This window comes from Tolypothrix sp. PCC 7601, assembly GCF_025677855.1.
GTDB lineage: Bacteria > Cyanobacteriota > Cyanobacteriia > Cyanobacteriales > Nostocaceae > Aulosira > Aulosira diplosiphon.
The window spans coordinates 580453-593909 of the sequence record NZ_CP064879.1 but is presented as its reverse complement, the minus strand read 5'-3'; the positions used below and the strand labels follow the sequence as shown (position 1 = coordinate 593909).

11 protein-coding genes are annotated in these 13457 nt (G+C 40.9%); 4 read left to right on the top strand and 7 right to left on the bottom strand.

Annotation, left to right across the window (positions count from 1 at the left end):
• Positions 1 to 7 precede the first annotated feature (7 nt).
• The gene (locus HG267_RS02295; RefSeq protein ID WP_228045626.1) at positions 8 to 676 is read right to left on the bottom strand and encodes a glycosyltransferase family 2 protein; all 669 of its coding nucleotides are present in this window, start codon (positions 674 to 676) and stop codon (positions 8 to 10) included.
• A gap of 802 nt (positions 677 to 1478) precedes the next feature.
• On the opposite strand from HG267_RS02295, the gene HG267_RS02290 reads away from it, so the two are divergent.
• Positions 1479 to 1799 (top strand): hypothetical protein, encoded by a 321-nt coding sequence (locus HG267_RS02290; RefSeq protein ID WP_045870889.1) that lies wholly within the window; start codon positions 1479 to 1481, stop codon positions 1797 to 1799.
• Between the two features lie 55 nt (positions 1800 to 1854).
• On the opposite strand, the gene HG267_RS02285 is transcribed toward HG267_RS02290, so the two are convergent.
• From HG267_RS02285 to HG267_RS02265, 4 genes are all read right to left on the bottom strand, one after another.
• Positions 1855 to 2148: a DUF2103 domain-containing protein gene (locus tag HG267_RS02285; RefSeq protein ID WP_045870890.1), complete on the bottom strand. Its 294-nt coding sequence runs from the start codon at positions 2146 to 2148 to the stop codon at positions 1855 to 1857.
• A 5-nt stretch (positions 2149 to 2153) separates the two neighbouring features.
• Complete coding sequence (gene clpS / locus HG267_RS02280; protein ID WP_045870891.1) at positions 2154 to 2459, bottom strand: ATP-dependent Clp protease adapter ClpS; 306 nt, start codon at positions 2457 to 2459, stop codon at positions 2154 to 2156.
• Positions 2460 to 2710: 251 nt separating this feature from the next.
• The gene (locus HG267_RS02275; RefSeq protein ID WP_045870892.1) at positions 2711 to 4969 is read right to left on the bottom strand and encodes a caspase family protein; all 2259 of its coding nucleotides are present in this window, start codon (positions 4967 to 4969) and stop codon (positions 2711 to 2713) included.
• A 1234-nt stretch (positions 4970 to 6203) separates the two neighbouring features.
• Positions 6204 to 7496, bottom strand: a complete 1293-nt coding sequence (locus HG267_RS02265) for a dicarboxylate/amino acid:cation symporter (RefSeq protein ID WP_045870893.1) — start codon at positions 7494 to 7496, stop codon at positions 6204 to 6206.
• 171 nt (positions 7497 to 7667) lie between these two features.
• Between HG267_RS02265 and HG267_RS02260 the strand changes: the two genes are divergently transcribed.
• Positions 7668 to 10298: a trans-splicing intein-formed DNA polymerase III subunit alpha N-terminal partner DnaE-N gene (locus tag HG267_RS02260; protein WP_045870988.1), complete on the top strand. Its 2631-nt coding sequence runs from the start codon at positions 7668 to 7670 to the stop codon at positions 10296 to 10298.
• A 167-nt stretch (positions 10299 to 10465) separates the two neighbouring features.
• Here HG267_RS02260 and HG267_RS02255 read toward each other — a convergent pair whose 3' ends face one another.
• Positions 10466 to 11479, bottom strand: coding sequence for an SDR family oxidoreductase (locus tag HG267_RS02255; RefSeq protein ID WP_045870894.1), 1014 nt, complete (start codon positions 11477 to 11479; stop codon positions 10466 to 10468).
• A gap of 120 nt (positions 11480 to 11599) precedes the next feature.
• Here HG267_RS02255 and HG267_RS02250 point away from each other — a divergent pair, with 120 nt between their 5' ends.
• Entirely contained in the window at positions 11600 to 11743 is a 144-nt protein-coding gene (locus tag HG267_RS02250; protein ID WP_155539283.1) for a hypothetical protein, read from the top strand.
• On the opposite strand, the gene HG267_RS02245 is transcribed toward HG267_RS02250, so the two are convergent.
• The gene (locus HG267_RS02245; RefSeq protein ID WP_045870895.1) at positions 11714 to 12421 is read right to left on the bottom strand and encodes an ROK family protein; all 708 of its coding nucleotides are present in this window, start codon (positions 12419 to 12421) and stop codon (positions 11714 to 11716) included. The two genes, HG267_RS02250 and HG267_RS02245, sit on opposite strands and share 30 nt — an antisense overlap.
• Positions 12422 to 13016: 595 nt before the next feature.
• On the opposite strand from HG267_RS02245, the gene HG267_RS02240 reads away from it, so the two are divergent.
• Positions 13017 to 13448: a hypothetical protein gene (locus HG267_RS02240; protein WP_045870896.1), complete on the top strand. Its 432-nt coding sequence runs from the start codon at positions 13017 to 13019 to the stop codon at positions 13446 to 13448.
• Positions 13449 to 13457 lie beyond the last annotated feature (9 nt).

Genomic DNA, 13457 nt, shown 5'->3' with positions numbered 1-13457 from the left:
CAAATAGTTAGCTAGATGAGGAAATTGTCTCTAAAAAACTCTTAGTCACACTAGTTTCTCCTCTTGTATAAAGATAGGTCTGTGGTTCAGTAAGTTTTTCAGTTTTGAATACTTTTTCGGCTCTACACCAAAACTCTGTATCTTCTACATAAGGAATATCATTAAATCCTTTCAGTTCAAAAAATACATTTCTTTTGCCAAAAAATGTTGGCCCTACTACGCATTCTTTAAGATTAATAGTCTGGTCTTGATTAAAATAATCTACTACCCAAATATCTTCTTCTGTTGCAAATCCACCTTCTATTAAGTCAAGATCGGGATGAGCTTTCATATATTCGAGTCGTGACTCTAAATGATTTGGTTGGTATGCGTCGTCACTATCAATAAAGGTTATATATTTACCAAATGATGCTTGAATACCAGCATTTCTAGCATAACCAGGTTTTCTATTTTTATGTTTAAAATAACGGATATTATTGAATTTTTGGACATAGATATTGACAATCTCAAAAGTGTTGTCCTCACTACCGTCATCAACTACAATCAATTCCCAATCTTGAAAAGTTTGATTGATAATACTATCAATGCATTTATTTAAATATTTGGCTCTGTTGTAGGTACATAAAACTATTGATATTTCCGGAATTGGTGCAAACATTACACTATTGATATTCATAAATAGATTTTCCAAATTAAGAGAAGTAGTTAGTTATTATTTAGTCTAATTGTATAGCAACTATACAATTAGCAACAAGATAATCCGGTTGAGCCATAAAAATAACCATGCTTAGTGTACCTGTTTTTTGGCTCAAATGAAGCATATTTAATGAACTTGGGTAGATTTATTTTAGCCAGTCATTGTAACTTCACCGATGAAATTATTCCCTGTCAGTTTCAAACAACTTTGAGCATTAAAGAGAAGTATGTTTTCTGCCTTAAGCAATCTGACTAGATGAGAAGCTATCTATATCTACATATAGGAATCCGATTTGATTATTGAAAAATCTAAGTATATGTAGGGTGCGTTACACTTCGTGATAACGCACCGTATTCTCAGCTTTGGTGCGTTGCGCTACGCGACAACACAACGCCAGTTGCTATAACGGAGGGAACCTCCGCAACGCACTGGCTCCCCTACGTCTAGTTCAGAAATCAAATATGAATCCTATATAAAATCTTTTGTACTTTGTATATTGCTCAATAATCTCATACCAGTGCAAAATACTCTAGTACAAGCAGGCTGTACGCTTACCAGGAAGCGTAGCGTCTTTGCCGGAGAAGTATCAAGGCTAAAGTTTGAAACTAAAAGTTATATGCTATGAGCTTTTTGCAAATTGAGAATCCTAGCTATACTTCCGCCATCATCTACTAGCTTCTGTAATCCAAAGTGTTGTATTGCAGTTTGTAACTATTTTGTGCAACCCCAAGGACTATTCCTTTAGACTGAATCTCAATTGGAAAGATTGGGTTCAAGACAAATGCATTCGGTAAATATATTTTGTCATGAGTTTGTAGTTGCTGTGTCCTTTGTTGCTTGTATTGTGGGTCTATTTTTACTTGGGGATGGCAAACAGCAAAAGGATGAAATGGAAGAAACAGAGCAGATTCTTCTCAGAATGAGCTTCTCGTACTGGTTAGTTTACTGTATTGCTTTTGGCGTTGAAAAAGTCATGGTACCTAGCTGGGAACCCATGCTGATGACTTTAAAAATTACTACAGCTTTGTCATATTTTTTAACATTTTCTTGTATCCTCAGTTTGCCACTCCACAGATTTGCAGTACATCAAGTAGAAGAATAGTTGAGAGCCAACAGTGCATAGTCGGTTAACTATGGACTATTGACTACTGTAATCGTTAAATTTTCATGGCGATCGCGATCGCTTCTAAGAGGCTATCTTGATCTAAAGTCGTCAAGATAAATACCTCCTGTACAGTTTTTCCTTGACGGGCAATAACTTTATAACCCCCACGGATGGGTACGGATATACGCAGTTGTAATTTAGGAGCATGACCTCTAACTCGCCCAATTACGCCTGGGGTAACAGTTTGAATTCCTGGCTGCTGACACAGACGTTCTAATATGGGGATGAGGCCATCTATGTGGGTTGAGTGATTCCAGACGAGTCTACCATCATTGGGTTTGCCCATTCTAGTTAAGCTGCCTCTAGAGGAGCCATTGTTAAACCCGCCCGTCGTAGTTGCTGGTGATAGAGTTCCGCTGGTTCTTGCGGCCCTACCCAAACGATCGCTTGACCCTCAAAATGGATTTGGTTGGTCAAGTCCCACGCTTGATCGCTGCTCATTCCCGGAATATATTTCATCAAACACTCCGCCACGTGCTGAAATGTATTAAAATCATCGTTCAAAACGATTACTTTGTAATTTGGATAATGCTTGCGGGTAACTTGATTAGACCGTTCAGGAGCTATAGTTGGTGTTGTTGAAAGTCTAGTCACCATAAAACAGTTAATCAACTAATTTGTACAAGACTACAAATAACTAGTTTAGTTCATCCTCCAAAGTCAAGAGTGCAACTTTGGATTCAGAAATATTAGTAATTTTATTGACAAAATTTTATAGATGTGTTCGTTAGTTACATATTGATAGAAAGTGAATAGATAACAGGTAACAAGCTGAAAATCATGGCTTGCAAGGGGTAAGAGTTTAAACTTCCCCTTGTCTTAAATAGTACAACGAAAGCGCAGCGAGATCAGCTGTTTGCTGTACCAACCACTTCAAATGCGATCGCCATTGCTGCTAATTTCTTAGTATCAATTCCCCGCACACCGTTAGGAAGTTGAATCCCTTCAACATTAATCGCGCCCCGAGTACCAGCATCTAGGTCATTTAGTAAACTATTTGTCACATCTAATAATTCATTAGTCACAGCTATCGGCGCACGCGTATTTTCGACTCCGCGAGATTTGGCAATTTCTTTTAAGGCTTTGAGAGAATTTCGCAGTGGTGTAGTGCTAGCAACAATTAAAGCTTCCGATACTCCTAAAGGTTCGCCAATCACCAGTTTGAAGGTATCGCCAGCAGAAGGAATAACTAACTTTTGTTTAGCTTCTACCAAAGCTGCATCTTCCGCAGCTGACCAATTATTAGGAAAGATAATCGCCATTTCACCTTGGGCATCAATTACCAAAATACTTATATATAGTGGTTGCGATTCGTTATTTTGAATTTGAAAAGCAATTTTTGTACCCAGGGGTAACTTTTGCAAACCTGAGTTAGCAGTTTTGCTGGATGTCCCCAAATCTACTTTTTGAATTCCACGAATGGGGAAGGTTTCGCCTAATATTTCTTGACTACCGACAACATTCATCGTCGCAGTTACATTAATTCGCGATGAATTAGTATTGCCCAGCATTTGCTTGACAATCCGCGCTGCTAGTAGGGACTTGAGTTTAGGTTGTAAGCGAGTGACAGCCGCACTCACCGTTTCGTTACTCGTACCAAAAGAACTAGCAATAATTTGTGTAAGTCCTGGTAAAAACAAACCAAAACTACCCACCGCAGGTAAATTCGGAAGGCGACTTTTTTGTAATTCCTGAGATTTGGCTTCAGTCATGCGACCAAAAATATATTGCACCTCTTGTCTTCCCAAAGCCTTGGCTTCAATGCGGGGAATCGCTTGTAAAGCTTGTTTAGCTTGTTGAGTGTTATTTCCTAAAGAGTCATCTAGCCCAATTTTTAAAGTTAAATCATTGGGAATGCTGCGAATTCGTTCTTGTAAGAGTGCGCCTGGTTGGAGTGGTTGCTTTTTTTGGGTAGCTTTGAGGAGTTTACCTTGTCCTGTTAACCCTTGACGAGACTGCAACTGAATGAGTCCGCGATCGCCACCTTTACTATCCAATACTGTAAAAATCGCATCTTGTTTAAATGCTTCCAGGCTTTCGGAATCTAGCCCACCCAACCACAATTTTACTTGCTCACCATTGACTTGAGTGACTACCGCCTCAGCGGAGACTGTGGGCGTGCGCGTAAAGTAAATAGGTGCGCGAGTATTTTCTTGACTAAAGTTTGATTCTAATTCTGGTTCTTGAAAATTGCCTGATTGTCTAGCAAAGATAGTTGTACTACGGCTAATATTAGCGATCGCGCGATTAATTGCTTCATCCCCTGGTTGTTGCCAAAGGTACTGAGTAAATAAATAAGTAAAAGCCCCAGCGTTAAAATCATCAAAAGAAGCATCAGCCGCATATTGATCGCGTTTAGCGCTGGCGATGACTACGCCTTTAGCAACAGCTTTTCTCCTCAGTTCAATAAACTTTTGTGGTGACAGTCCCAGTTTTCCTAACCATTGACGCTGATATTCCAATTCCGCCGTACTCGGTAGGAGTTTTTCACCACCATCGATGGAACGCACCCGAAAATTCCCCCGCTTTGCACCACCCGCATGACAACTATCTAATACCACAGTCACATTTTCTGTTTTCAATGCAGACATTAGTAAAAACAATGTATGCCCCATAATATGCTGCACCTGGCCCCCTTGCTGAGGATAGCCTGGTGGTAAATTACCATCAATCGGAACCAAAGTACTGTTGAGTCCATCTTCCGTGTCGCGATCGCGATCGCGTACCCGCGAACCATGTCCCGAAAAATGGAATACCACCACATCCCCAGGCTTGGCTTGCTTAATTAAATGTTCTTCAAATGCTGTCAGTATGCCTTTACGGGTGGCTTGTTGGTCGGTCAAAGTTAAAATATCTTGAGGATTAAAGCCAAAACGGTGAATTAATAATTCGCGTTGCAACTGTACATCATTCACACAACCATAGAGTTCCGGTATACCCTTATACTCATTAATTCCCACAAGTAGGGCTAACTTACGCTTTGTACTTTGGGCTAAGACTTGGTGATAGCGTAAGCCTTGCTCCATAATATCCCACTGGCTTAAACCCAACGTTGCTAAAGCAGACCCAGCAAATTGCAAAAAGTGTCGGCGTTTCATATCAGCCATTATTCACTCCTCTCATGAAATTGTGATTTCTTAGCAATAAGACTCAAAAATCACAGTAATTTATCCCAGTAGTGCCATAAAAGGGAGATGAGGGGACTGGGGAACTCGGGGCCCCCTCTGGGGATAAGGGGTAATGGGGATTAGGGACTGGGGATTAGGGACTGGGGATTGGGGACTGGGGATTAGGGACTGGGGACTGGGCAATACGGTTCGGATAAGTATTTTGCATCTCTCTCGTGATTTGGGAAAAGGGTAATGGGAAAAGGGTAAGGGTCAATTCAATCCTTTTCCCCTTTTCCCTTTCCCCCTTAACCGAACTGTATTGGGGGACTGGGGACTGGGGATTAGGAAATGAGGGAGATGAGGGAGAAACAGCAATTACCAATTACCAATTACCAATTACCAATTACCAATTACCAATTACCCCATGCCCAATGCCCCATGCCCCATGCCCTAAGTATTATTACGTGTTTATAAAATCTAATCTTTAAAAGAATGTTAATAAAAAAAAAGAATGTAACAGATTCTCCAGTAAATATAAAAGATTTGGAGAAGAAGCAAAACGCCGAAATCTATCCCTAGAAAGATGTTTGCTCAGGTGTTGTTATTTACCGTGGAATAACTATCAGTAATCTTGTAGTGAAGCCTTAGGAGATAATTGCCGCCAAAATCAGCTTTTTCAAGCAATTTTTTCCTTAAAAGCCATTAACATAACTTTTGCCATAAAAACTGGTGATTTTCCGCAATTGTCACCAGGACGATCACGTGCAGATTGTTTAATCTTTAACTATACTGCTAGCACGCTTGTATAGTAACTCCTCCTATGGCTCCCAAGTTTAACAAGATTAAATTTCCACTTTGGCATTATCTCAATCAGCCCTTATTTTGTAATCACACTAAATTAATATGGAATCCTTATATCTTCGCCGCTATCTGGCGAATCCAGCTTCTAGAAAGATGCTGGAATAAAGAGTGTGATGCTAAGGGCCCGCAACAGCATTAAAAGGGACTGGGGACTGGTGACTGGTGACTGGGTACTAGGAATTAGGAATTGCAAAGAAAGAGGATAAGGTAGAAAAACTCAGCACTCAGCACTCAAGTTGAAACTAAGTAAGTTGGTGTAAATTAACCCAACTATGTTACGAAACGTAATAGGCTTGAAACCTTTACCAATGACAAATGACAAATGACAAATGACAGCCCTAACTAGTTATCTTTAAATGCACTGCCCTACTTAAGCCTCGTCTAAGTAGCGAGGCTTTTTGCCGTCTAGTAAAGCACTGACAGTCATATCGCCCATGACATTGAGGGCTGTACGGCAGCGATCCAAAAACCAATCGACTGTAACTAACAAAGCTATATACTGGGTCGGTAAGCCAACGGAAGTAAATACTAAGGTCATCGTTACGAGTCCGGCATTAGGAATACCCGCAGCGCCGACGGATGCAAAAATAGATGTTAAGACGACTATTAACTGCTGTCCTAAACCTAAATGTTGACCCAATATTTGGGAAATATATAATGCAGACATCGCTTCATAGAGGGCGGTACCGTCATTATTAAAGTTTGCGCCTACTAATGCGCCTAAAGAAGCAGAAGATTCTCTTAAACCGATTTTAGTTTGCAACACTTCAAAGGTAATAGGCATTGTCACCGTTGAGGAAGAGGTGGAAAAAGCTGTCAAAAATGCATCAGAACCACCCTTGAGAAATGCGATCGGGTTAACCCAAGAGCCGATTTGTACCCTAGTGAGATAGTAGCAAGCTTGTAAAAACAAGGCGACTAGTACGGCGACGATAAACGCCGCTAAAGATTGGAAGGGCGCAAAACCTTTTTCGGCGACAGTTTTAGCCACAATTCCAAACACGGCCAAGGGAATTAAAGCTATTACCCAGTTGAGAATGCGGATTACCGCTTCAAATAAAATGCCGATGACATCTTCAATTGGTTGGTATGCTGTTTTACCTTCAACGATTTGTTCTGATTTTAATGCCCGCAGCACAATTCCAAAAGAAAGGGCAATCACAATGAGTTGGATAACGTTATTATCGACTAGTGGCTTGAGGATAGCATCAGGGACGGCATCTTTAAATAAACCCCAAGGATCGAGACTTGCTGTAGGTGCTTGTGTATCGGTGGGGGCTGTTAAATTTCCCCAACTCCCAGGGTGCAAAACATTAGCTACCAACAGCCCGATTAAAATCGCTGCGGTAGTATTAGTTAACAATAGTACTGCTAGCCGTCTACCGGCTGTTCCGGGGATATTTGTAGTCATGAAGGTATGCAGCACTGCTACCAAAATGAGGGGTGTAGCTAGGGCGCGTAAAGCCTTCAGCACCAATTCTGCAGGAATTGCTAAGTTAGTAATCAAAGTAGCATTACTTGGGCTGGGATTCCCCGCACCTAGGGCAATTCCTAAGCTGACAGCCAGCGCTAGGGCGACGACAATCTGCAATGTCAGAGGGATACGCAGCCACCAAGGACGGGTTTTGGTCTCTAGAGAAGTAATACTCTCTGGTTCAGTCATTGCTTAATTTAGGGTAACTCTACTGCTGTAACTATTTAAACATCACTTGCGGAAGTGAAAATTCTGCAAACGCGTTAATCTAAGATCCCATTGCTTTCTTAAGTGAATCCTACTCCAGGGGGTATTTTTTCTTTCCTGAGAGATATTGTTGGCTTGTGGTTGGAGACTGATATGTCCTTTGTTCCTTTGCATATTCACAGTGACTATAGCTTGCTTGATGGTGCCAGTCAGCTGCCGGAGTTGGTTGATCGCGCGATCGCCCTGGGGATGAAAGCGATCGCGCTTACCGATCATGGTGTGATGTATGGCGCGGTGGAATTGATCAAAATCTGTCGTAGCAAGAATATTAAGCCCATTCTTGGCAACGAAATGTATATCATTAATGGCGATATTGAAAAGCAAGAACGCCGCCCCCGTTATCATCAAGTTGTCTTAGCTAAAAATACTAAAGGTTACAAAAATTTAGTCAAATTAACTACTATTTCTCACCTCAAAGGTGTACAAGGAAAAGGCATTTTCTCTCGCCCTTGCATCAACAAAGAATTATTAAAAGAATATCATGAAGGTTTGATTGTTACTAGTGCTTGTTTGGGGGGAGAAGTTCCCCAAGCAATTATGAGTGGTAGACCAGATGCAGCCCGTAAAGTTGCTCAATGGTATAAAGATGTATTTGGTGATGACTATTATTTAGAAATTCAAGACCACGGTTCCCAGGAAGACAGAATTGTTAATGTAGAAATTATTAAAATTGCCAAGGAATTAGGTATTAAATTTGTTGCTACTAATGATTCGCATTTCATTTCTTGTTATGACGTAGAAGCACACGACGCTTTGCTATGTATTCAAACAGGGAAGCTGATAATTGAAGAAAATCGGATGCGTTATAGCGGCACAGAATATCTCAAATCTGCCGAAGAAATGCATCTCCTATTTCGCGATCATTTACCAGATGATGTGATTGCGGAAGCTGTGGCGACTACTGAAGAAGTAGCAGATAAAGTTGAGCCATACCAGATTATGGGTGAGCCGCAAATTCCCACTCCACCGATTCCTTCTGGTCATACTGCTGATACTTATGCTGAAGAAGTTGCATGGAGTGGACTTTTAGAAAGATTAAATCGTAAATCCCGCAACGAAGTCGATTCAACCTACAAAGAAAGGTTGGAATACGAACTCAAAATGATTCAACAAATGGGATTTTCCAAATACTTTTTAGTTGTTTGGGATTATATCAAATTTGCGAGAGATAATAATATTCCTGTGGGGCCTGGACGTGGTTCGGCTGCAGGTTCATTAGTCGCCTATGCCATGCGAATTACTAACATTGACCCGGTACATCATGGGCTACTATTTGAGCGTTTCTTGAATCCCGAACGGAAATCCATGCCTGATATTGATACGGATTTCTGCATTGAACAAAGAGATAAAGTTATTGAATATGTCACAGAGAAATATGGCGCTGATAAAGTTGCTCAAATTATTACCTTTAACCGTTTAACTTCCAAAGCTGTATTAAAGGATGTAGCCAGGGTATTAAATATTCCCTACGGGGAAGCAGATAAAATGGCAAAATTAATTCCTGTGGTGCGGGGGAAACCAACTAAGTTAAAAGTGATGATTTCTGATGACACCCCAGAACCAGAATTTAAAGCCAGATACGATAATGATGAGCACGTTCGCCATTGGATTGACATGGCGATGCGAATTGAAGGTACTAACAAAACCTTTGGTGTTCACGCCGCAGGTGTGGTAATTTCTGCCGATCCCCTTGATGAAATTGTGCCGCTACAAAGAAATAACGACGGTTCTGTAATTACCCAGTATTTCATGGAAGACCTGGAATCAATGGGTTTGTTAAAGATGGACTTTTTGGGTTTGCGGAACTTAACTCTAATTCAAAAAACTTTAGATTTAATTGAAGAAACTAAAGGTTATCGTGTCGATCCAGATGAAATTACAGGTCAAGAAAGAAAAGCTCAAAAAATATTAGCTAAAGGTGAGCATAGTACTCTACCTAAAGATGTACAGAAAGCTTATGAATTATTAGAAGCAGGAGAATTAGAAGGAGTATTTCAGTTAGAATCCTCCGGGATGAAACAGATAGTCAGAGATTTAAAGCCTTCTAATATTGAGGATATTTCTTCGATTTTGGCATTGTACCGACCAGGCCCATTAGATGCGGGACTGATTCCTAAGTTTATTAACCGTAAACACGGACGGGAAGCAATTGATTATGAAAGTGTGATTTTAGAACCAATATTAAATGAAACCTATGGCATTATGGTCTATCAAGAGCAAATTATGAAAATTGCTCAAGATATGGCTGGATATTCCTTAGGACAAGCCGACTTGCTGCGGCGCGCTATGGGTAAAAAGAAAGTTTCGGAGATGCAAAAACAGCAAGAAAAGTTTATTGATGGTGCTACTAAAAACGGGGTGAAAAAGCAAGTAGCTGAGAAATTATTTGAGGATATGTTGAAGTTCGCCGAATATTGCTTAAGCTATGATACAGAAGTTTTGACTGTAGAATATGGCTTAATTCCTATTGGCGAAATTGTCGAAAAACGCTTAGAATGTAGCGTTTATAGTGTTGATATTAACGGTAATGTTTATACTCAACCGATAGCGCAGTGGCATCATCGTGGTCAACAAGAAGTTTTTGAATATGCTTTAGAAGATGGTTCGATTATTCGAGCAACAAAAGACCATAAATTTATGACTACTGATGGTCAAATGTTACCCATTGATGAAATTTTTGAACGAGGATTAGATTTGTTGCAAGTTCCCCATTTACCGGAGTAATACTAAATCAAATAATGTTGGCGACCCATCAATATATTCTAGAGGGCAAGGCATTGCCTTGCCCCTACAATCTGTCGCATTCTTTTTTCAATTTGGGATAATTCTTTATTGCTGTTGTTGATGGTGAATTTGCATCAGCTATTTGGCCAATTAATTCCCAAGTTTGCTTAAATATCGTTCCTACCCCACAAACCTACAAGTGCGGCTATACCCAAGGCTGCAAATGCTAACGCACCCCATTTTAGTGGCGGATTCATATCCAAACTTTCCAAGAAACTGGGTATAGATAAGTTCCTAAAGTCGCCTTCAACTTTGTCATAGCCTGCAATTGGCTCAAAAACATTATTTGGCGCATCTTCAGATTTTGGTTCGTTGGTACGCTGTCCTTGAAAAGCGATCGCTAATAACAGAGAATCAGCTAAAGGTGGGGAAATCCGTTGCAGAAAATCTAATATCTTACCCGCATCCCCAACTACAAAATCACGGGTAGGATGTTCCGCCGCATACAGAATTGCATCAGCAACCAAACTAGGTTGATAATATGGCGGTACTCCTGTCGGCTTCACCCCTAGTTTAGTGGCAACTTTATTATAAAAAGGTGTATTGATTGTTGCAGGCAGGATAGAGGTAACGCTAATAGGCCATTTTTCGTGTTGTAATTCCACCCGTAAAGCATCTAGGAAGCCTTCTAAACCATGTTTGGCTGTAGAGTAAGGGCTTTGTAGTGGGAGACTGCGCCTACCTTCCATTGAAGAAATATGAATTAACGCCCCACGTCCCGTTTGTTTGAGATGAGGTAGCGCCGCCATTGCACCATATACCTGTCCCATCAAAGTAACATCGACAACTCTGGCGAATTCCTCTGGTGTAATTTTCTCAAAAGGAGCAATCACACCAGTAGCAGCCGCGTGAACCCAAGTATCAAGCTGTCCATATTCTGCTACAGTTTGATCTGCGATCGCCTTTACCTGCTCAAAATCGCTAACATCAGCAACTACATACTTGGCCACACCACCCAAACTCTGAATTTCTTCCACCAGGGACTTTAGCCCTGGTTCACTACGCGCAGCAACTACTACCTTTGCACCACGTTGGGCAAACTTTAGCGCTGTATCACGCCCAATCCCACTAGAAGCACCAACGATTGCTACCACCTGTTGACTAATTGGCTTTAATTGCATAGTTAATTATTGTTAACTTACCTTCCTTTTAATCAATAGGTGTGTTTTGTAATTGCTTCATCCCTCGGTAGGCTTAGGTGGGGGATTGGGGACTGGGGACTGGGGACTGGGGATTGGGGATTGGGGACTGGGGACTGGGAAAAGCAACGGGGTAGGGAACAAGGGGAGAAAGAATTAATGACAAACACCAATTACCAATTACCAATTACCCATTACCAAATGACAAATGACAAATTAATTTCGCCACAAAGCTATTCCACCTAATAAACCGGTGATATTAGGGATGAGTTTGACATTTAAGGGTAGCTGGAGATTTACTTTCACAGCTTCACCGCCGCCGATGTAGAGGCAATCATAATTAAACAGATGTTGCAAAGATGCGATCGCCTTTTCTAAACGCCGATTCCATTTTTTCTCACCAATGTTTTCTAACGCCGCCCGCCCAAGCTGTTCTTCGTAAGTCTCGCCTTTACGGAACTGATGATGTCCCATTTCCATATTTGGTACGAGTTTGCCATCGATAAATAACGCCGAACCAAAGCCTGTACCCAAGGTAATTACCAATTCTAAGCCTTTACCTGCGATCGCCCCTAGCCCTTGCATATCTGCGTCATTAATTACCCTGACAGGCTTATGTAACTGTTGTGACAAGGCTGTTTGTAAATCAAACCCAATCCAATCGCGATCTAAATTTACTGCTGTTTCCGTCACTCCATAGCGCACTACACCCGGAAAGCCCACAGAAACCCGATGATATTCACCTTGAGAGGCGGCTAAAACGACAATCGCATTAATTACAGTGTCCGGTTTCGCAGGTTGCGGTGTCTCTAAACGTGCTCTCTCTGTTAAAGGATGTCCTGTAATATCCAGTACCATTGTCTTCACACCGCTACCACCAATATCAACTGATAGAGTGCGAATTGAGCCGTTATCATCAACCATTGCAGTTTTCTCCTAGCTAGAGTGTATTCTTTGGCTATTATGCGCTGCTCTATCTTGGTCATACCCAGAAGTTTTGAGAGTCTTAACAAGCTAGGCTAAAACACATAAGCTAATGCGCGTCTAAATTGCATAACTACTAATCAGGGCTGTTAACTGTTGACGGTTAACCGTTGACTGCCAACCGTCAACAGCCCTTACGATGGATTGTGCAACTTAAAAGCAGAATAGCTTAGTCATTGATCAACACTCATCAAGGTTGTTCTTTGTCATTAGTCATTGGTCATTTGCATTGACAAAGGCTGAAGCTATTCCAGATGGAATTTGTTTAGATGGCTGGAAATTCAGGTAGATAGGATAGAGAAATAACTATAATTTGTATCTAATCTAGTGTATATACTTGATAATGGCTATTAACTTTGTATTGTTAGTTACCGAATAAAAAGAATTTATAAGCTGCCAGTAAAATTACTGTAAAGTCAGAAAAATTACGAGACAAATTACACTCTCGTTTGATAATCTTACACAAGAGTCACTTAAGTAAATTCACTTGACTCACTGAAGCGACTTAGTAACTTAATTTATAAGGAACAAATCAATGACTTTCAATACAAAGATTGCTGTTGCTCTATTTGCAGCTTCTGCTGGCGTTTTCGGCGTTTCTTCTCATGCATTCGCAGGTGAAGGTGGCGCTGCTGGTTCTGCCGCTTTCTCAGTTGACAGCAGTAATGGCAAACTTACAGGTGCTGCTGAAACAGCAGCTGTAGGTAAAAATAATGCTGCTGCAACAGCTACAAACGTTTCTATTGGAGGATTTCAAAGCAATACAGCAACTGCGGTTGGCAGCGCTGGAAAGATAACTGTCACAATTCAGAATAGTGATGCTCTTGAGGATATTAATATTAGCGGAGTCGTCAGTAAAATCGAAGCTGGTGTAGACAGAAAGCTTGGTACAGCGCAAAAAAACCAGTTAACACATCAATCGGAATTGAACCGAGGCAATCCCAATCTTGTGACAATTGGTCAATAGCCATAACTA

What these genes read in the sequence shown, in the direction of transcription:
- HG267_RS02240 (WP_045870896.1), top strand. Translation starts at nt 13,017, where the DNA reads ATGACTTTCAATACAAAGATTGCTGTTGCTCTATTTGCAGCTTCTGCT.
- clpS (WP_045870891.1), bottom strand. Translation starts at nt 2,459, where the DNA reads ATGGTGACTAGACTTTCAACAACACCAACTATAGCTCCTGAACGGTCT.
- HG267_RS02265 (WP_045870893.1), bottom strand. Translation starts at nt 7,496, where the DNA reads ATGACTGAACCAGAGAGTATTACTTCTCTAGAGACCAAAACCCGTCCT.
- HG267_RS02255 (WP_045870894.1), bottom strand. Translation starts at nt 11,479, where the DNA reads ATGCAATTAAAGCCAATTAGTCAACAGGTGGTAGCAATCGTTGGTGCT.
- HG267_RS02285 (WP_045870890.1), bottom strand. Translation starts at nt 2,148, where the DNA reads ATGGGCAAACCCAATGATGGTAGACTCGTCTGGAATCACTCAACCCAC.
- HG267_RS02275 (WP_045870892.1), bottom strand. Translation starts at nt 4,969, where the DNA reads ATGGCTGATATGAAACGCCGACACTTTTTGCAATTTGCTGGGTCTGCT.
- HG267_RS02290 (WP_045870889.1), top strand. Translation starts at nt 1,479, where the DNA reads ATGCATTCGGTAAATATATTTTGTCATGAGTTTGTAGTTGCTGTGTCC.
- HG267_RS02245 (WP_045870895.1), bottom strand. Translation starts at nt 12,421, where the DNA reads ATGGTTGATGATAACGGCTCAATTCGCACTCTATCAGTTGATATTGGT.
- HG267_RS02295 (WP_228045626.1), bottom strand. Translation starts at nt 676, where the DNA reads ATGAATATCAATAGTGTAATGTTTGCACCAATTCCGGAAATATCAATA.
- HG267_RS02260 (WP_045870988.1), top strand. Translation starts at nt 7,668, where the DNA reads ATGTCCTTTGTTCCTTTGCATATTCACAGTGACTATAGCTTGCTTGAT.